The following is a 22,183-nucleotide window of genomic DNA, read 5'->3' on the forward strand; positions in this document are numbered from 1 at the left end:
TTTACTTTTCTAAAAGAGATATAAATTTTATCGGCTTTTCTATATCCCAATCCATAATGTTGCAATAAATACCATTGTGTGATTTTATATTTTGAGTTTCACACCCTTTGCATTTCTTTATTTCTATTCTAGTTTCAAAAAAATCTGGAATTTCTATTGTTTCATCTTTACAACTGTTTGGAATAATACCTTTTAGACCGTCCATTTGCCAAATATTCCAAGAAATAATTTGCGCAATATTTTGGATGGCTTTTAGTATTGGTTCAGTCTCAAATTTATGTGTAAAGTTTTCAATGAATGTTATTAGTAATGCTTCACGAGCCAAAAGCAAACTATCTCCTTGCCATTCAAAACCGTATGTGTTTTTATATGCGGTTTCAACCGCTTTTAACCATTCATTTATTGAGTGCAAATTTTCATTTACTACTCTTAATTTTCTGTCTAAAATCCCGATTCTGTTCTCGATTTTAATAAACTCTCCTGTTGTCGTGTCATATCTGCTAACAAGATACGGTGCTTCTCCGCAAGAAATCTCTAGTCGTGTATCACGAACATAGTCTTGCCAAGTTTTGCCTTTAGGAAAAACTATTTTTTCTTTTGTTGTTTCCCAAGATTTAGTTCCATTTCTCAACAAGATTTCTTTATTGAAAACACCATCTTTTCCAAACCAAGAATTGTCAACTAAATTATTTTGTGCGTTACATATCCAAGAAGGCGTAAAAACTTCTGCCATTTTTTTGGAGCGAGATAATTGTAGAATTTTGTCTTTATGAACCCTAGGCATTATTACATTGCCTTTTTCTCCTGTGATTAATTCAGGTAATATTTCAGAATTGAATCTGTATGAATCTCCGAAGTGTTCGTAATTGTCTGTCGCCCAAAAAATATTTTTTTGAGAGGTTTGGTCACGAAGTAGTATTCCGAGAATGTCAGGATACTTCTCGATTAACTCATTTTCTAATATGTCGATAACTACTTGCACTTGTATACTTCTTCGTTAGTTTTTAAAAGGTCTTTTACATCAATATTTAGAATGTTCGCTATTTCATAGAGTACTTCAAGTCTTGGTTGTTGTCGATTTTGCACGTAACCGTTTACCATATTGTAGCTTTTGCCTAGTTGTTCGGCTAACCAAGTTTGCTTAATTCCTTTTTCTTCAAGTACTTCTTTAATTCTGTTCATTGTTGTCTAAAGATGTTAAGTCACAAATTTAGTTTTTATTTTTTAATATCTCGTTTTTCAAGATAAAAAATGTTTGAATTATTGTCTAGTTGTCCTGTTTGTGCGTTGGCAAAAAATGGCTCTTTTATTTTTTTGAGCGTTGGCTTTTGTGTCGGGAAAAACCAAATGTGCCATTTTCGGGTCGGCTTTTTACACTGAGCGATAACGGTTTTGGGCTTGGCGAAGGTGGCGATTTTCACCACAAATATTGATGCGAGACACAATTTTGATTAAGCACAAATCTGTCTGCGGAGCACTGAACCGCCACTTTTGCCAAACCCGTGTTAGCGGTTCGGGCTTCTCTCTGGTCGATTAGTTTAGCGTTCATTTAGTCTTTTATTAGTTCTTTGTTTTTGATTGAATTATAAGTATCAAGCTCTCTTACAAGTTCTAAAAATTCGTACATATTGTCTGCATAAACACTGAAGTCGGTATTCCTTGTCTGATGAAGAAAAGTCGGAGCCACCAAAAAGAAAGTAGAACTATGAAGTCTATTTATGAGCTTAACAAAGTCAGTTTCTAAAAAAGGCATATAATTAAAAATTCTTTCTGTATATGCTTTAACATTTGAAACTGAATTATTATAAATTAATTGTCCATATGTTGCCTGTTGTGGATTCGTTGGCGTCCCTAAAAAAGTGTTTGTCGAAATTGCATTTGGATTTCCCAATTTGCAAAGTTCTACGAATTGTTCTTTAGTAATGGTCTTTTTGTCAAAGTCTGTATGAATTGCTCCAGAAGCCACTATTACATTGTGATATACACTATATGCTCTTCCCACAAGTTGGTCAGTCCATTCGTAAACTGTGAAGTATATATTTTTTTTGTCCTTCTTTTCCTTTAAGACGACTACGACATAATAAAAAATGAAACTTGAAATATATGCTAAACTCAGATTAGATAACACCATTCCTAACTCGTCACCAAATGAAACAATTTCTGTCATTTCGTTAAAGAGAAAGTCGTTTAAAAGAATAGTTACTATTGAAGCTAATAGTATTAAGTTTAACAATTGTCTTTGGTTTAATAACTTCATTTTTATATCGTTCAATTGGTATTGTTATGTGTCGTCATAGCCTGACCGCTAACGTCTTGCTTTCTCCAATATGGAGGAAAGCTATTTCTAAATTTCTCATTCTTCAATTTCCAAAAACCCAAAATTTCCTAATTCCGGTGCTGCTTAAGAAAATCGCTCATCTCTCCTCCCCAAACCTACAAACTTAATCCCGTTAAAAACATACCCTAAACAGGGTATATTCACCGCTAAAAGCTCATGTAAAATATTACGAAAATCCTGTTTGGCGTTTTCGGTTTCGGACGAAGCGATTTTTATCCAAAAACCCGTCTCTTTTCTCGAACCCTCCCTTCCCCATCCGGAATGCCTAAATCTCTTTGAGGTTAACTTAAAAAGCTTATTTTTGTAACATGCTATCCAAAAAGACCAAATACGCTTTTCATGCCCTCACTTACCTCGGCAAGCACCGGGATCAAAAAACCGTGTTGATCCAGGACATTGCCGAAGAATATGGGATCTCCCATAAGTTTTTGGAGAATATCCTGCTCGAACTCAAAAAAGCAGGCATCCTGGGTTCCAAAAAAGGAAAAGGTGGCGGCTATTACCTGATCAAAGATCCCGCCGATGTCCCTCTTTCCAAAGTGATCCGCCTCCTGGATGGTCCCATCGCGCTGCTCCCCTGTGTCAGCATCAACTATTACGAACCTTGTGTGGAATGCAAGGATGAAGCAAAATGTGGCCTGAACAAAGTCCTTATCCAAGTCCGTGACGAAATGCTCAACGTACTGACAAACAAGTCTTTATCGGATATTTTGGATAAAGAATAAATTTTTTTCCCCATTTACCCTACATTTTTTATAGAGTTTATATACTTTTGTATTTCAACCTGTCGTCTAAAGGATATTCGGACTTTCCGAACGGCCCAATAGATTCCACTTTGAAAACCCCGCAAAATGGATACAAACATCGCTTTGAATGAAATCAGTGAAAGCATCAGTGGATTGACCGCCGAGGAAGGCTTGGCCTTGTTGGCGGAGCGTTATCCCGGAAAAATCACTTTTTCTACTTCCCTGGGTCAAGAAGACCAGGTGATCAGCCAGATCATCGGAAAGCATCAGCTACCCATCGATCTGTTTTCACTGGACACGGGCAGACTTTTTCCGGAGACTTTGGATGTACTGGAAAGAACGGATAGCAAGTACCAAATCAAGACGAAAGTGTACTATCCGGACACTCAATCCATAGAGGAATTGGTCAATCGGATGGGAATCAATGGCTTTTATACCTCCGTCGAAAACAGGAAATCCTGCTGCTTTGTGCGAAAGGTGGTGCCGCTAAAAAGAGCCTTGGCCGGTAAAAGCATTTGGATCACAGGCCTCAGGGCCGAGCAAAGTGCCAATCGCGGCGCCATGCAGAAAATCGAATGGGATGAAGGATTGCAGATCATCAAATACAATCCGCTCATGGATTGGACCTACGCCGAAATGCTGGCCTATATCCATGAAAACAACATCCCTTACAACCCCCTCCACGACCGTGGATTTATCAGCATCGGTTGTGCGCCCTGTACCCGGGCGATCCAGCCGGGAGAAGATCCCAGAGCCGGCAGATGGTGGTGGGAGGATTCAAAAAAAGAATGTGGCTTACACGCAAAATAATTTGACATGAACAAGATTTTTATTCCCAATCCAAAAGAAGCAGCCTCGATCCAGATCATCAGAGAGGTGGCGGCACAGTTCGAAAAGCCTGTGTTGTTGTTTTCCGGAGGAAAAGATTCGATTACACTGGTCCGACTGGCCCAAAAGGCTTTCTATCCCGCTCGGATTCCATTTCCGCTGCTGCACATCGACACCGGGCACAATTTTCCGGAAACGATCTCCTTCCGGGATCAATTGGTGGAAGAATTGGGCCTTGAGCTCATCGTGCGGAATGTCCAGGATTCCATCAATCAGGGCAAGGTGACGGAAGAAAGGGGCCGCTATTCCAGCCGCAACACCCTTCAGACCACCACACTGTTGGATGCCATCGAGGAATTCAAGTTCGATGCCTGTATCGGCGGTGCCAGAAGGGACGAGGAAAAAGCCAGGGCAAAGGAAAGGGTATTCTCCGTACGGGATGACTTCGGGCAATGGGACGAAAAAAACCAGAGACCCGAGCTCTTCGACATGCTCAACGGAAAAATCCACCAGGGACAAAACGTCCGCGTTTTCCCCATCTCCAACTGGACCGAACTGGATGTGTGGGAGTATATCAAAACAGAAAATATAGAGATCCCCTCGATTTACTTTGCCCACAAAAGGGCCATTTTCTTCCGTGACGGCATGATCTGGACCGCAAACGAGCATGTGTACCGGGAATCCCATGAAGAGGTATTGGAAAAAATGGTCCGCTTCAGAACCGTCGGGGACATGACCTGTACCGCAGCGGTCTTGTCAGAGGCAGACACTTTGGATGCTGTGGTAGAAGAAATCAGAACCTCCACCCTCTCCGAACGTGGCGCCAGAATAGACGACAAGAGATCGGAAGCCGCCATGGAAAACCGCAAGAAAGTCGGGTATTTCTAGAAAATGGAATCCGGTGATCCACAAACCACCCCTCGATTTCCGCACTTTCTCTTCCCTCTTGTTCCTCCTTTAGAAAAAACAAAATGTCAAAAGATAGAAAACTCATCAAAATAGCCACCGCTGGTTCAGTGGATGACGGCAAGAGCACCTTGATCGGGAGATTGCTCTATGACACCCATTCCCTGACCACGGACAAGCTGGAAGCCATCGAGCGCAACAGCCGCCAAAAGGGTTATGATTACCTGGATTTTTCCTTGGCCACCGATGGCCTTGTTGCCGAAAGGGAACAGGGAATCACCATCGATGTTGCCCATATTTATTTTTCCACCGACAAGACCAATTTCATCATCGCCGACACGCCCGGCCATGTGGAATATACCCGAAACATGGTGACGGGCGCCTCCACTTCCCAAGTGGCCATCATCCTGATCGATGCCCGAAAAGGAGTGATCGAGCAGACCAAAAGACATTTCTTCATCAGCAACCTCCTGCGGCTTGGCCATGTGGTCGTGGCGATCAACAAGATGGATCTGGTGGACTATGATGAGGCCACTTACCTCCAAATCAAGGAAGATTTTGAGGTTTTGGTAGAGAAAAGCAATTTCAGAACCGAGCAGATCACGTTCATCCCCATCTCCGCTCTCAAGGGTGAAAACATCGCCGCCAAATCGGAATTGATGCCTTGGTATGTGGGAAACACGCTTTTGGACCACCTGGAAGTCTTGGAGCCGACCGATCTATTCGAGAGTTCCATTGCACGCTTTCCGGTTCAATTTGTCATTCGTCCCAAAACAGAAGCCTTTCATGATTTCAGGGGATTTTCCGGAAAACTATATGGCGGAAACCTGAAGGTCGGGGAAAAAGTAACCATCCTTCCCTCCTTCACCGAATCCACCATCAAATCCATTCACTTCTTTGACCAGGAGATTGAAGAAGCCACACCGGACAGTTCCATCGTGATCTCGCTGGCGGATGAAGTAAATGTCAGCCGCGGAGACATGCTGGTCCGCTCGGAACAAATCCCCCAATCTGCAAAACAGATCCGGGCCACCATCTGTCAGGTAAACCACAGGCCCCTTCGCGTGGGCAACAAATACACCTTGCAGCACGGTGTCAACCGGGTGATGGCGAAGGTCGAAAGTATCGAATCCCTGGTGCACACCGACTTCTCCGGGGATGAACCCACCGAGCAACTGAAGTTGAATGATATCGGAAAAGTGAATTTCAAGCTCAGCAAGGCGATTCATTATGATCCCTATTCCGAAAACAAATCCAATGGCAGCTTTATCCTGATCGATGAAGGCAGCTATGATACCGTGAGTGTGGGATTTATAGAGTAGTCCAAAAAAGCGAAAACCAAATAGCCCAATCGGAAGAAGCAGGAAAATCCAATCCGGAGAATCCTTTTCGGAAAACTGGTGCTACAAAACAACAAAATGCTGCCCTGGAGGGCAAATAACGATGCAAAGCTTTAGAACAGAAATAGAAAACCCCATAGTTGAAAGAGACATTCTTGACTTGGAAAAGAAAATCGCCCTTTTCAGGAATGGCAATATTGATGAAGAAAAATTCCGGAGCCTAAGACTCGCCAGGGGAATTTACGGACAGCGCCAGCCGGGCGTTCAAATGATCCGGATCAAATTGCCTTACGGAAAAGCCACAGGGGACCAACTGACGCGAATTGCGGATGTTTCCGATAAATACTCCACGGGAAGACTCCACATCACCACCAGACAGGACATCCAAATCCACTACGTGAGCTTGGACCAGACACCAGAACTTTGGGCAGAACTGGAAAAAGACGATGTCACCTTGAGAGAGGCCTGCGGAAACACTGTCAGGAACATCACCGCTTCCGAGACTGCCGGCGTGGATCCATTGGAACCTTTTGATGTGACGCCCTATGCTGATGAAGTGTTCAGGTATCTGTTGAGAAACCCGATTTGCCAAGAAATGGGCAGGAAATTCAAAATGTCTTTTTCGGCATCTGAGGAAGACACCGCATTGAGCTACCTGCATGATTTGGGATTTATCCCACAAGTCAAGACCGAAAACGGTGAAGAAATCCGGGGTTTCAAAGTACTCCTGGGCGGCGGACTGGGTTCCCAGCCGCGGCATGCAGACCTGATCACCGAATTTTTGGCCATTGACGAGCTTATCCCGTTTATTGAGTCCGTGTTGCGGATTTTCGACAGACACGGCGAAAGGGCCAAAAGACTGAAAGCCAGGATGAAATTCCTGATCAAGGATATCGGGACGGAAGCGTTCCTTCAATTGGTCCAGGAAGAACAAAAAGCCTTGCCCTATAAAAAATACCCAATCGATACCCAAGCCTTTGAGGCTGCAAAAACCCTTCCGAACCCGGAAATCCAAGCCGTGGCGGAGCCATTGGACCTGGCTTATGCGCAATGGCTCGTGACGAATGTCTTGCCCCAAAAACAAGAGGGATATGTTTCGATAGGCGTGAAAGTTTCCTTGGGCGACTTTTACACCGACCAGGCCAGAATATTATCGGCTTTGGTGAAGCAATATGCCAACGATGAAGTTCGATTTACCTTGAGACAAAACATATTGATCCGGGATGTGAAAAAGGAACTCGTTCCTTTCTTCTACGGAGAGCTGAAAAAAATCGGTTTGGCGGATCATGGCTACAATACCTTGGGAGACATTACCGCTTGCCCCGGAACAGACACCTGTAACCTGGGAATTGCCAGCAGCACGGGAATCGCCAAGGAGTTGGAAAAAGTCATCCTCCATGAATATCCCCAATACCTGAAGAATACAGACCTGACCATCAAGATATCCGGCTGTATGAATGCCTGTGGACAGCACAACATGGCCCATATCGGTTTTCAGGGAATGTCGATGAAAGTCGGGAAAGCGGTTATTCCAGCCTTGCAGGTCCTATTGGGCGGTGGAACGCTGGGAAATGGAAACGGTAGATTTTCCGATAAGGTGATCAAAATCCCAAGCAAACGCGGACCTGAGGCATTGCGCATCTTGCTGGATGATTTCAACCTGAACGTGGGCGAAAACGAGAATTTCCTCGGCTACTACGATCGTCAAGGGCAGATGTATTTCTACGACATGCTGAAAGTCCTGACCAGCACAGAGATCCTCACCGATTCGGATTATGTGGATTGGGGACATGAAGAAAGCTATCAGATTGCTGTGGGCGTGGGCGAATGTGCCGGTGTCGTGATTGACTTGGTCGCCACGCTCTTGCTGGAAGCCAGGGAAAAACTGGATTTGGCAAAGGAAAACCTGGATGAAAAGAAATGGGCAGACAGCATTTATCAAACCTATGCGGGAATGATCAATGGGGCCAAAGCCATCCTGTTGGGGGAAAGTATCAGCACAAACTCCTATGCCAATATCGTGGCGCTGTTTGACGAATCCTTTATCCAGACCGGGAAAATCGATCTTGGAAGTGATTTTTCTTCCATTGTCTTTCAGATCAAGGAGAATGAGCCCACCGAAGATTTCGCCAATACTTATTACAAACAAGCGCAGGAAGTATTTGAAAACCTGATAAAATTCAGAGAAAAAGAGGTTGCCCTATGAACACAGTCGTAAATCCAAAAGTCACCTTGGTGGGTGCGGGTCCGGGAGATCCGGAGCTCATCACCCTAAAAGGAGTATTGGCACTGAACAAGGCCGATGTGGTCTTGTATGACGCTTTGATAGACAAGCGCCTTTTGAAGCATGCCCCCGACAAAGCCATCAAAATCTTTGTCGGCAAAAGAAGCGGAAGACACATGACCCCGCAAGACGACACCAACCGACTTTGTGTCGAGAATGCCTTGAAGCACGGCCATGTGGTGCGCTTGAAGGGTGGAGATCCATTTGTGTTTGGCAGAGGAGCCGAAGAAGTGGATTATATCCAGGCCTTCGGTATTGCCACAGAAGTGATTCCGGGGATCTCCTCCTCGATTTCCGTTCCCGGCGCTGCCGGGATTCCGGTCACCAAGCGGGGTGTCAGCGAAAGCTTTTGGGTGATCACCGGCACCACCACTTCGGGGGAATTGTCCGGGGATTTTGACTTGGCGGTCCAATCCAAGGCCACGGTCGTGGTATTGATGGGGACCAAGAAATTGGGGGAAATCGTCGCCTGCTATAAAAAATCCAAGCGGGAAGACCTTCCCATTGCGATCATCCAAAGCGGAACCACCAAGGAGGAGAAGATTGTCGCGGGAATGATGGGCGACATTGAGGAAAAAGCCCATGATTTGACACCTGGCGCGCCTGCCATCATCATCATCGGTGAGGTGGTCAAGGAAAGCCCAAAACTCATGGAAATCTACAAAGAGGCTTTGGTGAGGGTTTAGAAATAAGGCTTGGAGGGTAGAAAAATTGGGTTTGAAACAGAAAGCCAGCATTTCTGGAAATGTAAATCCTGAATGGATTGTTAAAGATGGCTTCTCTCAATTTGACCAATGCGATTTCATTTCATCCTCTATTGTTCTTAAATTCGTTCTCAAGTAGCAGAAAACAAAATGTAAAATTTTAAGGGCAATGTTCGCATTGCCCAAACCTTCCATGAATGAACTCTATCCCATATTCCTGAAAGTCAACCAACTCAACACGCTTTTGGTAGGAGCGGGTTTTGTGGGACTGGAAAAACTTTCCTTCCTGTTGAAAAGCAGTCCCAATGCCCATGTGACCGTGGTGTCGAAGGAATTTTCGGAAGAATTCAGGGCTTTGGCTGCGGCAAGCAAGCATGTGACGCTCATTGAAGGCCCCTATGAGGAAAAATTCCTGGGCGGCAAACACGTGGTGATCGCAGCGACCAATTTCAGGGAAGTCAACAAACAGATCCATGACGATGCGAAGGAAAGGTTTTTGCTGGTCAATGTCGCGGATACCCCCGAATTGTGTGATTTCTACCTTGGCGGCATCGTCACCAAAGGAAACGTGAAGATCGCCATCAGCACCAACGGAAAATCCCCCACCACTGCCAAACGCATCCGCCAACTCCTGGAGGAAGTCATCCCCGAAGACATCAATGAACTGGTCGAAAACATCAACCGCTACAGGGAAACCCTGAAAGGCGACTTTGAATACAAAGTGGATGCTTTGAATAAATTGACAGAAGGATTGGTGGCAAAGGGGAAAACAGAGAAAGCGGAGGAGCAGTGATTTTTTTATGGCAATTGCCAAATCAATGTACTTTTCAGATTTTTTAAAAAGGGTCCATCCAATTTTTTCCATGGAAACAAAAGCAGCAAACAATCCGCGTGAAAACCGCTGACCGTCAAAATATTGGCGGAATATTTTTATTCCAAAAATCATTGGCCAAGAAAAATTTAATTTGTAATATTAGTCTATCAATGCTCTTTTTCGCGTGTTTTTGAGCAGAATTCAACCGACTTAAACGCATTTCTATCATGAAATCCAAATTCACAGACAAGGAAGTAAATCCTCTTGAAAGCATTGAGGACTGGGAAAATGATCTATTGACACGCTATCCCGAACCCAAAAGCGAGCAGGCAAAGGCAAAGGAAGATTACCGGAATTACCACGATTCGGAAAGGGTGGATACGGTGCGGGAGTTTTACAGGCTCAACCACCAATACCAGACCTACGATTTTGTAAGCCAAAAAGAAGCGGAATTCTTGAAATTCGAAAAGAAGGAAATTCCTTTTTGGGAGGCGATCGACTATTTGAATACCCTGGTGGATGATTCTGACCCGGACATCAATTTGGACCAACTCCAGCACCTTCTCCAAACATCAGAAGCCATCAGGGCCGATGGGCATCCCGACTGGTTTGTGCTCACAGGTTTTATCCATGATCTGGGCAAAGTGTTGTGCCTTTTTGGAGAACCCCAATGGGCGGTGGTTGGAGACACTTTTCCGGTGGGCTGCAAACATGCCGAGGAGATCGTCTATCCGGAGTTTTTTGAAAACAATCCCGATTCCAAAGACGAAAGGTACAATACCAAATACGGCATCTACGCACCCAATTGCGGTTTGGACAAGGTGAAAATGTCTTGGGGACATGATGAATACCTCTACCAAATGATGAAAGATTACCTTCCCGAGCCTGCCTTGTACATGATCAGATACCATTCATTTTATGCCCAACACCGAGAGGGCGCTTACGAACATTTGATGAATGACCACGACAGGGAAATGTTCAAATGGGTGGAGAAATTCAATCCTTATGACCTTTACTCCAAAGTCCCCGTGGCCCCGGATTCAAAAGCATTGCGCCCCTATTATGAAAATCTCGTTTCAAAATACCTGCCTTCCGTAATGGCATTTTAAAACCCCCTCTTTGACACCCAAATCCATCCTCCAAGCCATGTCCAAGGTTTGGAGGTGATCAACCCTTTTTTGAAGACACCTATGCTGACCATTGGAACCTTCGTGGGGTTTACATTTTTTGTTGCAGTCTATTGCTGGTACCGATTGAGAAAAGAAGACCTTCATTCGAAAGATGGTTATTTCTTGGGGGCAAGATCCCTGACCGGAGGCGTGATCGCCGGATCCATGATTCTCACCAATATTTCCACGGAGCACCTGATCGGGATGAATGGGTCTGCCTATAAAAACGGCATGATCATCATTGCCTGGGAAGTGACAAGTGCCATCGCCTTGGTCATCGCAGCACTTTATTTTCTACCCATTTACCTTAAAATGGGGCTGACGACCATTCCCCAATATCTGGAAAGAAGATACGACAGTTCCACCAGAACCATCGTTGCCTTTTTGCTGATGGCATCTTTTGTGGTCACGCTGCTCCCTATCGTACTCTACACCGGAGCGATCAATTTGGAAAGCATCTTCAATGTATCGGAGATGCTCCAGGTCAGTCGGCCGGAGGGATTGTGGATCACCGTGGTCACCATTGGCGTAATCGGGTCCATTTATGCGGTTTTCGGAGGACTCAAGGCGGTTGCGCTCTCCGATTCTGTCAATGCGATAGGCTTGATTATAGGCGGATTGATGATTCCCATATTGGCGCTTTGGGATATCGGGGGAGGAAATATATTGGATGGCGTTTCCAAAGTATATGCGCATGCTCCCGAAAAATTCAATGTCATCGGAGCAGAGGATTCCGTATTGCCTTTCAGCGTGATCTTCACCGGGCTCATGATCAACCAATTGTATTTTTGGGGAATGAACCAAACCATCATCCAAAGGGCTTTTGGTGCAAAAAACATGGCAGAAGCCCAGAAAGGACTATTGTATGCCGGGATTTTTAAAATATTGATCCCCTTGATCATTGTGCTCCCCGGCATTATCGCCTATTATTATTTCAGCGATCAATATTACGGAGAACAGGATTTCATTTACCCCATACTTCTGAAGAAAATCCTGCCTTTGGGTTTGCTGGGATTTTTTGCCGCAGTGGTTTTGGGGGCGATTTTGAGCACATTCAACAGCGTGCTGAATTCTGCAGCCACCATTTTCAGCCTGGACATCTACAAGAAACTGATCGATCCCAAATGTTCGGACAGGGGAATCGTTCGGGTGGGCAGGCTAAGTTCTCTGGTTTTAGCCATTTTCTCCATCTTAATCGCCCCGATGGTCGGAAACGCCCCGGACGGATTGTACCAATTGATGCAACAACTGAACGGCATCTTTTTCATCCCGATCGCCTCCATCCTTATTGCGGGCTTTTTTATCCCTAGGGTTTCTACCGAAGGGGCAAAATTGGGTTTGATCACGGGACTGCTTTTTTACCTGATCACCACCTTTGTTTTTGACACCGGAATTCACTTTGTCCATATCTGGGCGATTGAATTCCTGCTCAATTTGGCTGTCATGCTGGGCATCAGCAAGTATTACCCAAGGAAAAATCTTGTAGCCTACAATGCTGCGCCCATTCTGGAGATGACCCCCTGGAGATTTGCCAAACCCTTGTCATTGGTATTGTGCACCGTGACCGTTTTGATTTATGTTTGGCTGGGCATGATTTTATAAGCCCGTTTCAAAGCTACCGGAGCGCCTCCATCGTCATCACCGGAATGTCCTTTCTTCCCAAATCCTTGAGTGGCATGATTTCATCAACCGGATAGCCATATCCCGCTTCCCCCAAAGGGTAAAGCAGTGGCGCCAAATTCTGTACTGCAGCCTTGCATCCCTGCATGATGGCCGCCATATTCCCAGTTTGCTTGGAAAGCTTGGCTTCATTCTCAATTTCAAAAGGCCCAGAAAATCCCTTTTCCTTCAAGACCTTCACAAAAGCCCGCCAATCCATGTGGTCTCCCAAGCCGAATCCGGGCAATGTCGCCTCGTAATGGTGCCTGTCCCATTCATTGGTACTGAAGGGAATCCCGGCCTTTTCTGCCCATTCGGGTTTTATGCGCTGCATCGGATACATATTTCCCCAAAAAGGATCGGGAATATTGCGGGTGGATTTGACGTGAATTCTTTTGAGGCGGCTCATGTCTGTATTTCTGATCACCTCGACCGGGTCGGTATGCTGCCAGACATCATGGGAGGGATCATAGATTTCCCCATGCGCCTTGCTGGGAATGAGTTCGTACATAATTTTCCTTGCTGCCAAAACCCCCGTCAGGTTATTGAACGTACTTGAATAGCCTGAAGAGCGCCAACCTTCCATGGGGCAATTTTCATACAAGACGGTGACGCCCAATCCTTCGGCATAGTCAACAATGGGTTTGAAGATCCGCTGGTATTCTTCCAGATTTTTTTCGAAGCCATTTTCCTGTATGCCCAAGTCATGGTTGTAGCCCACAAAAGTCCCTACCATCACCCCATTTTCATCTCCTCCCAGCAAATGTGCCATGCGGATCAATTGAAGGAGGTGGTTTTGGTTTTTAACTTTTTGTTCTGGATCCCCTCCGATCAGGTTGTCAAAGGCGCCGATGGACAGCCTGAGTTTGGCCGCATTGAATTTGTCGAGAATGGACTTGGCTTGTTCGGGTCCAAAATTCCCATAATCCATGTGCGTGGCCACAAAGTCATCCCGGGTACCGTCCTTTCGAAAAACACAGACATCCAATCCCTGCACGCCCGCCTCACCGGCTTTGGTGATTGTTTGGTCCAAGGTCAATTGGTCAAAGGCAGAGGTCATTATCCAAATCTGATTGCTCATTTTTCTTACTGATTTGATTTTTCTAAAGATAGGAATGTCCACTTGGTTATAAAAGCCAAATGGGCGCACTGATTCGCCACTTATATAATCTCAAAAAGCATTTTCCATTTAAATTGATTAAATTTATGCGTTAATCAATGTGAAATCTATGAAAAACATGAAAAATATTACATTTATTCTGATGGGTGGCCTTTTCTTTGGATTGGCATCCTGTGCAGAAAAGGAGGCAACAGTCGAACCCACGCCAATGGATCCATTTGCGGTGAAAACCGAAAAAATGACCGTTAAAGTGGATACGCTTTTTACTGAATTGGAAAATCCATGGGCCATGGCATGGCTTCCGGATGGCAGAATGCTGGTTGCCGAAAGAAAAGGGGAGATCCTGATTTTCAAGGATGACAAATTTACCGGAGAGAAATTAACAGGTGTTCCAGAGGTGCATGCCGTGAATCAAGCCGGTCTTTTGGACATTGTCCTTCATCCTGATTATGCCAACAATGGTTGGATTTACCTTGCTTATGCCAAGAACCTAGGCAAAGGCGGTGCATTGGCAATTATGAGAGCCAAATTGGAAGGAAACGCATTAACAAACCAAGAAGAACTGATGGTCAATCTTCCAGAATGGGAAGGTGGAAGACATTTTGGTTCCAGGATTGTTTTTGACAAGGACAACTATCTTTACTATTCCAATGGAGACAAAGGTTCCAGACCAGTTAATGCACAGGAACTCAACAATGCCCATGGAAAAATCCACAGAATCCACGACGATGGCCGTATCCCTGAGGACAATCCATTTGTAAATACTCCCGGTGCTGTAAAATCCATCTGGACGTATGGCAACAGAAACCCACAGGGAATGGTTTATGACGCTTCGAACAATCGTCTTTGGGCAGTGGAACATGGCCCAATGGGTGGTGATGAGCTGAACCTGATCGAAAAAGGAAAGAATTATGGTTGGCCTGTGATTACGTACGGCATCAATTATGATGGAAAACCGATTTCGGACATCACCGAGAAAGAAGGAATGGAGCAGCCCATTACGTATTGGGTTCCATCCATCGCAACCGGTGGTTTGGAATTGGTCACTTCTGACAAATATCCCGCTTGGAAAGGCAACTTAATGGTCACTGCATTGGCCAAAATGCACATTGCGAGGATTGAGCTTGACGGCACCAAATATGTTGGTGAGGAAAAATTGTTCCAAGACCTCGGTCGTGTCAGACAGATTGCAGAAAGCCCAGAAGGCTATCTTTATGCCATCACCGATGGGAGCGGTTTATTGGTCAAATTGATCCCCCAAGAACAAGAATAGGCTTTAGTTTTTTTCGCTTTAAACCTAAAATAATGAAACCGCTTGCTCCTAGGATAGGGGCAAGCGGTTTTTTTTTGCCCCCCCGTCTCCCGTCTCCCGTCTCCCGTCCCCTGTCTCCCGTCCCCTGTCCCCCGTCCTCACCCCACATACCAAAAATCCAAAGGATTTGGAATTTTGAATGCCAAACCAGTATCCTGTATTTTTTGGGGGGAAATCACTTTCCATTTGCTGGTCCCTTCAGCAGCATAGGAGCTCGGTGGCGGCATTCCCAAGTCAAGGGCATTCTTTTCGTAGATTTCCCTTCGCTGCGGATGAATTGGGCAGACCCCGTTGAAAGTCTCGTTCCAAAGCGATTTCTCGATGACCCAATCGATGAGGTTAACGGCATCATCCCGGTGGATATAATTGACCTGGCTATCGCCAACGACATTTTCTTTTCCCGAAAAATACCTTCCCGGAATCCGGTCCACGCCCAAAAGCCCTCCAAACCGAATGATGGTAAGGTCATAGTTTTTGTCTTGCCACAGGAGCTGTTCCGCATTGAAAAGCGCTTTATTTCCCGTATTCTCCAAAGTCAGGGGATCCGATTCCCTGACCTCCTGATTGGCATCTGGATACACCGAGGTGGAACTGACATAAATGATTTTTTTGATGCCTGCCTGAGTGGCCATGGCTTTGATGTATTTGATCTGCTCGGGATGGAAGCTTTCGGGAAAAGTCCGTGACCTTGGCGGGATATTCACAATCAGCAAATCCGTCTCAAAAAGCGGATGGAAATCAACGCCCTCGGGGTAGGGTACAAAAGAAAGCAAGGCAGAAGGAATGCCTTGCTTTTCGAATCTTTCCTGCTTTTCCGGGGAAGTGGTACTTCCCATCACATGATATCCTTTTTTGATCAACTGCTTGGCCAAAGGTTCACCCAGCCAACCCAGCCCAATAACCGAGATTTTTTTCATGCCCTCAAAATACTATTCTTCCACTTCTAATTGGTCCAATTGCCCATAAAATTGATCAAATAAAAACTCAAAGGGATAGCTGCCTTCTTCGGATTTGGCTCCATTCAAGGGAATTCCCCAGTCCACCTTTTCTGCAAAAAGTGCTTTGTGACTGACAAATTGGTGGTCAGGATAAACCGAAATGACATGTTTTATGGCCGCATCAAAATCAAAGCCATCGGGCTGGAAATCTTGATCGGAAAAAAGGGTGATTTTTGCATCCCCGCCGTTATCCACTTCCATCGCGACATAATAGGCAGTGAAAATGGGTGCTTCGATACTCAAGAACAAATTGAAATGGATCTGATCGATATCCTTGTCATGGAAAACCTTTTGGATCGGGTAAATCAATCCATAACAGGGAGACTGCAAATAAGGCAAATCAATGAAGAACCTGTCTCTAAAAAAATCAAGGACTTTTTCCCAGTTTGGATCAGGGATTCCATTGATGAAATCATTCATTTTTTTCTCAAGCAGGGGAGCCCGCTTGTTCAAGTTGTCGAAATAAATTTCCGCTAGATTATATTCCATTGCCTATGGGTTTTAAATACGCTTCGGCAGGGATTGTAAATCCGTAGACTTGAATGAATGAATGATCCCTACACCTTAATAATTTTTGTATTCATAAAAACTGTACTTTTGCTGTGGTTTTTAAATGTCCGGTCTCTATTTGGACGCAATATTAAATGAAGAAACCAGATGGACGTATTGTGATTCAATTGTTCATGTGCTCAAAAACAAAACATGAACAATATCCAGAATCGATTTTTGAATAATCTTCTGGATAGGTTTTGTTTCTCACTTTGAAAATGAATGATCTCCTGGAAGATCATTCATTCTTTTCATTCAATCTTTTTGAAAAAGGAATTTAGCTTATTGTTTCTTTGGCATCGTACCCAAAAGGATATCCCACAGAGGAGAACTCACGCCAAAAGCCACATCAGGATCCTTGTAATGGTGGATGGCATGATTGACCCAAAGTACCTTCAGGAAGTTTTTGGGCGGCTGGAATGCATGGACAATATAATGTACACCCAAATAACCCGTGTACCCAATCAAGAATCCCGGAAGGAAATACAGTGCATAATCTCCCATCAGGAAAGTAAACACAAAATAGAATATGATCACATAGGCAGCACTCACAAAAGGAGGCATGGCCAATCGGTCTTTGTCTCTGGGGTAATCGTGATGGACACCATGGACAGAATATTGGAGTTTATCTTTTACGGGTGTATCCGGTTCCATGTGAAAAAAATGCTTGTGCATCATGTATTCCACAAATGTAAAAACAAACAATCCCGAAGCCAAAACCAACAGCCCAACACTCAACTGGATTTCGGTGGTGGTCAAGGCATAATAAAAAGAAATGGTACTGATAACCAAAAACATCACAATGGGTATGCTGATATGTGTCCTGGACATTTTCTCCAAGACCGGACTTTCGAACATGTGTGCAGAACCGCTGTTGTCGGGTCTATCCAACCTTCCTATTTTTTTCATTGTATTCAAATGATTTTTTTGTTCAAAGAATGCTGTAGGCAAACAATAGAAATTTTTAGTTTTGCCAACAGCTTATTTTGCTCAAAGAAGATATGTAAATTTAATTTTAAATAATGTATTTTGTATGATTATTCCTTGATTTATTTTGTTGATTTTAATCAACTTTTTCTAATAATCTCAAACTTCTTTCAATGGTTTTGTGATAGAAAGCTTCATACTGGGGGAGGATTTTGGTGATGTCAAACACCTTTGCACGTTCGAGGGCCCTGGCTTTGAAGCCCGGAAGATTTGCATCGTCGAGAATTTCCAAGGCTTTTTGCGTCATGGTGGTGACATCCCCGATATTGCAGACAAATCCGGTAACACCGTCGATGTTCAGTTCTGGGATCCCTCCGGCATTGGAACTCAATACCGGAACTTCGCATGCCATTGCTTCCAATGCCGCCAAACCAAAACTCTCCTTTTCTGAAGGCATCAGAAACAAATCGGCAACAGAAAGGACCTCTTCCACGGCTTCGAGTTTCCCCAAAAAGCGCACGTCGTCATAAATACCGAGATCCCTGCAAAGCCTTTCCATCTTGTCCCTATCAGGTCCGTCTCCCACCATCAGCAGTTTGGAAGGCGTGACTTTGTTCACCTCATAAAACACCTTGACCACATCTTCAACCCGCTTCACTTTTCGGAAATTGGAAGTATGGACCAAGAGTTTTTCCCCAAGGGGACAGATGGCCAGTTTGAAATGTTCCTTTTTCTGCCTTTTGAAGCGTTCCAAATCTATAAAATTGGGAATGACTTCGATTTCTGTCTTGATATCAAAAAGCTCAAAAGTGGCTTTCCTTAAATCTTCGGAAACTGCAGTGACACCATCGGATTTATTGATGCTGAAGGTGACCACGGGCTCATAGCTAGGATCCTTGCCCACCAAGGTGATGTCGGTTCCATGCAGAGTGGTGACCACCGGGATATGGATGCCTTCTTCCTTCAGGATCTGCTTGGCCATATAGGCCGCTGAGGCATGGGGAATCGCATAATGGACATGTAGCAAATCCAGCTTTTCATATTTGACCACATTCACCATTTTGCTGGCAAGGGCCAGTTCGTAGGGAGCATGCTCAAAAAGAGGATAACTTTTGATGTCCACCTCATGATAAAAAAGGTTTTCGCTGAAAAAATCCAGACGGGTAGGCTGTCTGTAGGTAATAAAATGAATCTGATGCCCTTCCTTGGCCAAGGCCTTTCCAAGTTCCGTGGCCACAACGCCGCTTCCTCCAAAGGTAGGGTAACAAACGATTCCGATTTTCATAAATAAATTCAGTTCAAAATTTGACGCAATAGCCTATAAACACGCATGAGGCTGATTTTTGTTCAAAATTACGAAAATATATATTGACCCCAATTGATTTGATTTCAAAGGATTTGAAATCCCCGGGAAAATACGACTCCACTAAAATACACTAAATCCATGATTACAAATGCCTTAACGCATATTTCGAAGGCAATTTTCCTAGATTATTTCCCAAATGATTTATAAATGATATCGTGAATCTGGGTCCTTACCCCATCCTTCAATAAAATATTGTTGTTGGCATCGGGGTGCACGCGGTTGGACAAAAACACGTAAATCAAATCATTGTCGGGATCAGCCCATACACAGGTTCCCGTAAATCCAGTATGCCCGAAGGTACTTTTGGGAGCCAAATTTCCAGCACTCCCTCCATTTCCTTTTTCGACGTTTGGTTTGTCCCAACCCCAGCCTCTTCGACTTTGGGAGGATTGCCTTTTTGTAAATTGCTTGATTGTTTTTTCTTCAAACAAGTTGACCCCTCCGTATTCTCCGCCCTGAAGCATCATTTGCATCATCACTGCCAGGTCGTTTGCCTTTCCAAACAGACCCGCATGCCCGGCTACGCCATTGTACATTGCCGCTCCCTGATCATGCACATATCCCTGGACCATTCTTTTTCTGAAAGTGACGTCCTCTTCTGTAGGTGCAATATCGGATACTGGAAATTTCCTTGCGGGATTGAAGCCCAAGGTATAAAGCCCCAACGGTCCATAGAAATTTTGATCCATAAACTCATCCATCGGCTGATTGACGATCCTTTCGACAACGGCCTGCATCAAATACATCGTCAGATCTGAATACACATAGTTGTGGTTTCTCTTGCCTGGTTCCGGGCTTTTGACATTGGAGTCCACCGTCCAACGCCAAAGGCTATCCTTGAGGGAACTGATTCCATACATGTCGTTGGATACTGCCATTGCATATTGCACATCTGGCTTGTCCTGATAATACTCTTTTTTCCATGATCCGGCTTCCACAGTCTTGGCATAATGCGGGATGAAAGCCACCAACCCTGCCTCGTGGGCCATGATGTCACTCAGGATCATATCTCCTTTGTTGGTATTTTTCAATTCAGGCAAATACCTGGAAATCGGCCTATTCATTTCGATCAAGCCCCTGTTCTCCAAAAACATGACCATTTGGGTTGTCGCGAGCACCTTGGTGATCGAGGCAAGATCGTATATGGTCTCAGTGGTTACTTTTTGTGATTTTTTATAATCATAATATCCATACGCCTTTTCGAAAACCACCTTTCCCTTGTGGGCCACCAGGACTACCCCACCGGGCATTGCCTTTTTGGCGATCGCTTTCTCCATCACCTCATCGATCTTCGCCAATTCCCGACTGTCCATTCCCTGGCTTTCGGGAAGGGTATAGGACAATCGGTTCAATCCTTTTAAATACCCTCCACTTCCCATGAGGAGGTTTTCGCTCACCGTGACCGAAAGGATTCCCTTGGCGTCCCTTCCTCCAAAGATGATTTCAGGAGCCAATCGTTGGGTAAATTCATTGTTTTCGAATGCCAGTATATTGTGCTGAACTCCATTCAGGTATTTTGCGGAATAGGAATTCCCAAAAAGGACCGTGATCACGTTTTTTTCCCGCCCGAGTTTGGCGATCAAATTGATATCCGAGGAATTGATTCCAAATTCCCTCGTGGTGCTGTTGGTGACACCCATCAAACCTACCACCACAGTATTGTAAGCGGAAAGTTTTTCCTCAAGGGATTTAAGGCTTGCGGCATCGGAGCCTTTCGGGACTTCGTAATGATCAAATTTGCCATATTTGCTCAACTTATTTTGGAAAATCTTCCCGTCTCCACCGATGGTCAGGGACGCCATATTCAATAGATCGAGGTTTTTGAGCGGCAACAATTCGTTTTTGTTTGAGGTCACCGTTATGGCATCCGCATACAGTTTTTCGATCAGCAATTCGGTGGAAGGTCCACCCAGCCTTTCCACCAGCTTTTTGGTGTCTATTTTTTTCCTTTGGTGAAGCCCAGCCCAGTATTTGGCTTTGAGTACCTTGATGATGCGGTCATCGATTTCCTGCTGGCTGATTTTCCCTTCAGCGATGGCCTGGATGATCATGGCTTTGGCCTTTGGGACATCTTGGGAATAAAGCAGGATATCATTCCCTGCCTGCAATGCCAACAAATCCACTTCCCCAGGCTTGTAAAAACTACTCACACCCTTCATGTTAAGCGCATCGGTAAAGACCAATCCATTGAAATTCATCTGCTTTTTGAGCAGGTCGGTGACCACATACTTCGAAAGCGTGGTCGCTTTGTTTTTTTCACTGTCCAAACTCGGGATGTACAAGTGGGCAACCATCACGCTCATGAGGTCTTCCTCGATCAACTCCCGGTAGGGATAAAGATCGATATCCTTGATCCGGCTTTCAGAATGTTTGATGAAGGGAAGGGAATAGTGGGAATCTGTTTCCGTATCTCCATGCCCTGGGAAATGCTTCGCATTGGCCATCACCCCATGGTCCTGAAGGCCCTTCATATAGGCAATGGATTTTCTGGCCACCAAACGCTTTTCCTCCCCAAATGCACGGTATCCAATGACCGGGTTTTTGGGGTTTGAGTTGACATCCACCACTGGCGCAAAATTGATGTGCATGCCCATTTCCTTGAATTGGCGTGCCACTTCCTTGCCCATTTCGTAGATCAGCTCTTCCGTCGGCAAGGCACCGAGTGTCATTGCTTTGGGAAAGGCCATGACAGAATCCAAGCGCATGCTGATGCCCCATTCAGCATCCATGGCGATAAAAAGGGGTGTTTTGGAAATGGATTGGTAATAATTGGTCAGGTCAGCCTGTCTTACCGGACCTCCTTGAAAAAAAATCAATCCCCCCAAATGCTGCTCCTTGATTAATTTGGCAATTTCCTGTTTGTGGCTTTCATTTTTATTGGAATAGGCAGCGACCATGAAAAGCTGTCCCAGCCTTTCTTCAAAGGATTGGTGGTTGAAAATGCTGTCCACCCATTCCATTTGTCTTCTGTGGTCTTTGGTGACCAAAGGGTCTCTGGATTCAAGTGGGTCTTTAATTTCCTCGCCTCCTTTTCCAACAAATGCGTAAATTTGGAAAATGACAAACAATCCAAAAAAACCAGTCCAAACTTTTCTCCTCATGCCATTGTTTAATTTTTATTGC

20 protein-coding genes are annotated in these 22,183 nt (G+C 44.7%); 10 read left to right on the top strand and 10 right to left on the bottom strand.

Annotation, left to right across the window (positions count from 1 at the left end; all coding sequences use genetic code 11):
• Position 1: 1 nt before the first annotated feature.
• The 4 genes from Q7J63_RS07100 to Q7J63_RS07115 all read right to left on the bottom strand — a co-directional run bounded on the left by Q7J63_RS07100 (position 2) and on the right by Q7J63_RS07115 (position 2,257).
• Complete coding sequence (locus tag Q7J63_RS07100) at positions 2-982, bottom strand: hypothetical protein (RefSeq protein WP_304885001.1); 981 nt, start codon at positions 980-982, stop codon at positions 2-4.
• The gene (locus Q7J63_RS07105; protein ID WP_106567776.1) at positions 973-1,182 is read right to left on the bottom strand and encodes a helix-turn-helix domain-containing protein; all 210 of its coding nucleotides are present in this window, start codon (positions 1,180-1,182) and stop codon (positions 973-975) included. Before Q7J63_RS07105 ends, Q7J63_RS07100 begins: the two co-directional genes overlap by 10 nt.
• A 35-nt stretch (positions 1,183-1,217) precedes the next feature.
• Complete coding sequence (locus Q7J63_RS07110; RefSeq protein ID WP_304885005.1) at positions 1,218-1,421, bottom strand: hypothetical protein; 204 nt, start codon at positions 1,419-1,421, stop codon at positions 1,218-1,220.
• A gap of 128 nt (positions 1,422-1,549) precedes the next feature.
• Positions 1,550-2,257 (bottom strand): hypothetical protein, encoded by a 708-nt coding sequence (locus Q7J63_RS07115; protein WP_304885007.1) that lies wholly within the window; start codon positions 2,255-2,257, stop codon positions 1,550-1,552.
• Between the two features lie 389 nt (positions 2,258-2,646).
• Here Q7J63_RS07115 and Q7J63_RS07120 point away from each other — a divergent pair, with 389 nt between their 5' ends.
• The 9 genes from Q7J63_RS07120 (at position 2,647) to Q7J63_RS07160 (ending at position 12,731) form a co-directional block, all read left to right on the top strand.
• The gene (locus tag Q7J63_RS07120; RefSeq protein WP_019600558.1) at positions 2,647-3,063 is read left to right on the top strand and encodes an Rrf2 family transcriptional regulator; all 417 of its coding nucleotides are present in this window, start codon (positions 2,647-2,649) and stop codon (positions 3,061-3,063) included.
• 126 nt (positions 3,064-3,189) lie between these two features.
• Positions 3,190-3,894, top strand: a complete 705-nt coding sequence (locus tag Q7J63_RS07125; RefSeq protein WP_019600559.1) for a phosphoadenylyl-sulfate reductase — start codon at positions 3,190-3,192, stop codon at positions 3,892-3,894.
• A gap of 6 nt (positions 3,895-3,900) precedes the next feature.
• Positions 3,901-4,800: a sulfate adenylyltransferase subunit CysD gene (gene cysD / locus Q7J63_RS07130; RefSeq protein ID WP_304885011.1), complete on the top strand. Its 900-nt coding sequence runs from the start codon at positions 3,901-3,903 to the stop codon at positions 4,798-4,800.
• 83 nt (positions 4,801-4,883) lie between these two features.
• Positions 4,884-6,140 carry a sulfate adenylyltransferase subunit 1 gene (locus Q7J63_RS07135; RefSeq protein WP_304885013.1) on the top strand — a complete coding sequence of 419 codons (1,257 nt, stop codon included), beginning with the start codon at positions 4,884-4,886 and terminating at the stop codon, positions 6,138-6,140.
• A gap of 121 nt (positions 6,141-6,261) precedes the next feature.
• Positions 6,262-8,364, top strand: coding sequence for a nitrite reductase (locus Q7J63_RS07140; protein ID WP_304885015.1), 2,103 nt, complete (start codon positions 6,262-6,264; stop codon positions 8,362-8,364).
• On the top strand, positions 8,361-9,128 hold the full coding sequence (gene cobA, locus Q7J63_RS07145) for a uroporphyrinogen-III C-methyltransferase (RefSeq protein ID WP_019600564.1): 768 nt from the start codon (positions 8,361-8,363) through the stop codon (positions 9,126-9,128). Before Q7J63_RS07140 ends, cobA begins: the two co-directional genes overlap by 4 nt.
• Positions 9,129-9,339: 211 nt before the next feature.
• Positions 9,340-9,939 (top strand): bifunctional precorrin-2 dehydrogenase/sirohydrochlorin ferrochelatase, encoded by a 600-nt coding sequence (locus tag Q7J63_RS07150; RefSeq protein ID WP_033405699.1) that lies wholly within the window; start codon positions 9,340-9,342, stop codon positions 9,937-9,939.
• Between the two features lie 248 nt (positions 9,940-10,187).
• Positions 10,188-11,069, top strand: a complete 882-nt coding sequence (locus Q7J63_RS07155) for an inositol oxygenase family protein (RefSeq protein WP_304885017.1) — start codon at positions 10,188-10,190, stop codon at positions 11,067-11,069.
• A gap of 81 nt (positions 11,070-11,150) precedes the next feature.
• Positions 11,151-12,731 (top strand): solute:sodium symporter family transporter, encoded by a 1,581-nt coding sequence (locus tag Q7J63_RS07160; RefSeq protein ID WP_304885019.1) that lies wholly within the window; start codon positions 11,151-11,153, stop codon positions 12,729-12,731.
• 13 nt (positions 12,732-12,744) lie between these two features.
• Here Q7J63_RS07160 and Q7J63_RS07165 read toward each other — a convergent pair whose 3' ends face one another.
• Positions 12,745-13,869, bottom strand: coding sequence for a sugar phosphate isomerase/epimerase (locus tag Q7J63_RS07165; protein ID WP_304885021.1), 1,125 nt, complete (start codon positions 13,867-13,869; stop codon positions 12,745-12,747).
• Positions 13,870-14,017: 148 nt separating this feature from the next.
• On the opposite strand from Q7J63_RS07165, the gene Q7J63_RS07170 reads away from it, so the two are divergent.
• A complete protein-coding gene (locus tag Q7J63_RS07170; protein ID WP_304885023.1) occupies positions 14,018-15,181 on the top strand; it encodes a PQQ-dependent sugar dehydrogenase in 1,164 nt (387 codons plus the stop codon).
• A 137-nt stretch (positions 15,182-15,318) separates the two neighbouring features.
• On the opposite strand, the gene Q7J63_RS07175 is transcribed toward Q7J63_RS07170, so the two are convergent.
• The 5 genes from Q7J63_RS07175 to Q7J63_RS07195 form a co-directional block, all read right to left on the bottom strand.
• Complete coding sequence (locus tag Q7J63_RS07175) at positions 15,319-16,137, bottom strand: NAD(P)H-binding protein (RefSeq protein WP_304885025.1); 819 nt, start codon at positions 16,135-16,137, stop codon at positions 15,319-15,321.
• Between the two features lie 12 nt (positions 16,138-16,149).
• The gene (locus tag Q7J63_RS07180; protein ID WP_304885027.1) at positions 16,150-16,707 is read right to left on the bottom strand and encodes a hypothetical protein; all 558 of its coding nucleotides are present in this window, start codon (positions 16,705-16,707) and stop codon (positions 16,150-16,152) included.
• A 342-nt stretch (positions 16,708-17,049) separates the two neighbouring features.
• Positions 17,050-17,676, bottom strand: coding sequence for a sterol desaturase family protein (locus Q7J63_RS07185; RefSeq protein ID WP_304885029.1), 627 nt, complete (start codon positions 17,674-17,676; stop codon positions 17,050-17,052).
• Positions 17,677-17,830: 154 nt separating this feature from the next.
• A complete protein-coding gene (bshA, locus tag Q7J63_RS07190) occupies positions 17,831-18,979 on the bottom strand; it encodes an N-acetyl-alpha-D-glucosaminyl L-malate synthase BshA (RefSeq protein ID WP_019596358.1) in 1,149 nt (382 codons plus the stop codon).
• Between the two features lie 206 nt (positions 18,980-19,185).
• Positions 19,186-22,161, bottom strand: a complete 2,976-nt coding sequence (locus tag Q7J63_RS07195; RefSeq protein WP_304885030.1) for a glycoside hydrolase family 3 N-terminal domain-containing protein — start codon at positions 22,159-22,161, stop codon at positions 19,186-19,188.
• Positions 22,162-22,183 lie beyond the last annotated feature (22 nt).

Source organism: Rhodonellum sp., from assembly GCF_030656585.1.
Lineage (GTDB): Bacteria > Bacteroidota > Bacteroidia > Cytophagales > Cyclobacteriaceae > Rhodonellum > Rhodonellum psychrophilum.

Bases quoted from the DNA above. Each gene is read 5' to 3' on its own strand.
- Q7J63_RS07150 (WP_033405699.1), top strand. From the start codon at position 9,340: ATGAATGAACTCTATCCCATATTCCTGAAAGTCAACCAACTCAACACG.
- bshA (WP_019596358.1), bottom strand. From the start codon at position 18,979: ATGAAAATCGGAATCGTTTGTTACCCTACCTTTGGAGGAAGCGGCGTT.
- Q7J63_RS07160 (WP_304885019.1), top strand. From the start codon at position 11,151: ATGCTGACCATTGGAACCTTCGTGGGGTTTACATTTTTTGTTGCAGTC.
- Q7J63_RS07165 (WP_304885021.1), bottom strand. From the start codon at position 13,869: ATGAGCAATCAGATTTGGATAATGACCTCTGCCTTTGACCAATTGACC.
- Q7J63_RS07120 (WP_019600558.1), top strand. From the start codon at position 2,647: ATGCTATCCAAAAAGACCAAATACGCTTTTCATGCCCTCACTTACCTC.
- Q7J63_RS07105 (WP_106567776.1), bottom strand. From the start codon at position 1,182: ATGAACAGAATTAAAGAAGTACTTGAAGAAAAAGGAATTAAGCAAACT.
- Q7J63_RS07170 (WP_304885023.1), top strand. From the start codon at position 14,018: ATGAAAAACATGAAAAATATTACATTTATTCTGATGGGTGGCCTTTTC.
- Q7J63_RS07195 (WP_304885030.1), bottom strand. From the start codon at position 22,161: ATGAGGAGAAAAGTTTGGACTGGTTTTTTTGGATTGTTTGTCATTTTC.
- Q7J63_RS07180 (WP_304885027.1), bottom strand. From the start codon at position 16,707: ATGGAATATAATCTAGCGGAAATTTATTTCGACAACTTGAACAAGCGG.
- Q7J63_RS07135 (WP_304885013.1), top strand. From the start codon at position 4,884: ATGTCAAAAGATAGAAAACTCATCAAAATAGCCACCGCTGGTTCAGTG.
- Q7J63_RS07115 (WP_304885007.1), bottom strand. From the start codon at position 2,257: ATGAAGTTATTAAACCAAAGACAATTGTTAAACTTAATACTATTAGCT.
- Q7J63_RS07175 (WP_304885025.1), bottom strand. From the start codon at position 16,137: ATGAAAAAAATCTCGGTTATTGGGCTGGGTTGGCTGGGTGAACCTTTG.
- cysD (WP_304885011.1), top strand. From the start codon at position 3,901: ATGAACAAGATTTTTATTCCCAATCCAAAAGAAGCAGCCTCGATCCAG.
- Q7J63_RS07185 (WP_304885029.1), bottom strand. From the start codon at position 17,676: ATGAAAAAAATAGGAAGGTTGGATAGACCCGACAACAGCGGTTCTGCA.
- Q7J63_RS07125 (WP_019600559.1), top strand. From the start codon at position 3,190: ATGGATACAAACATCGCTTTGAATGAAATCAGTGAAAGCATCAGTGGA.
- Q7J63_RS07140 (WP_304885015.1), top strand. From the start codon at position 6,262: ATGCAAAGCTTTAGAACAGAAATAGAAAACCCCATAGTTGAAAGAGAC.
- cobA (WP_019600564.1), top strand. From the start codon at position 8,361: ATGAACACAGTCGTAAATCCAAAAGTCACCTTGGTGGGTGCGGGTCCG.
- Q7J63_RS07155 (WP_304885017.1), top strand. From the start codon at position 10,188: ATGAAATCCAAATTCACAGACAAGGAAGTAAATCCTCTTGAAAGCATT.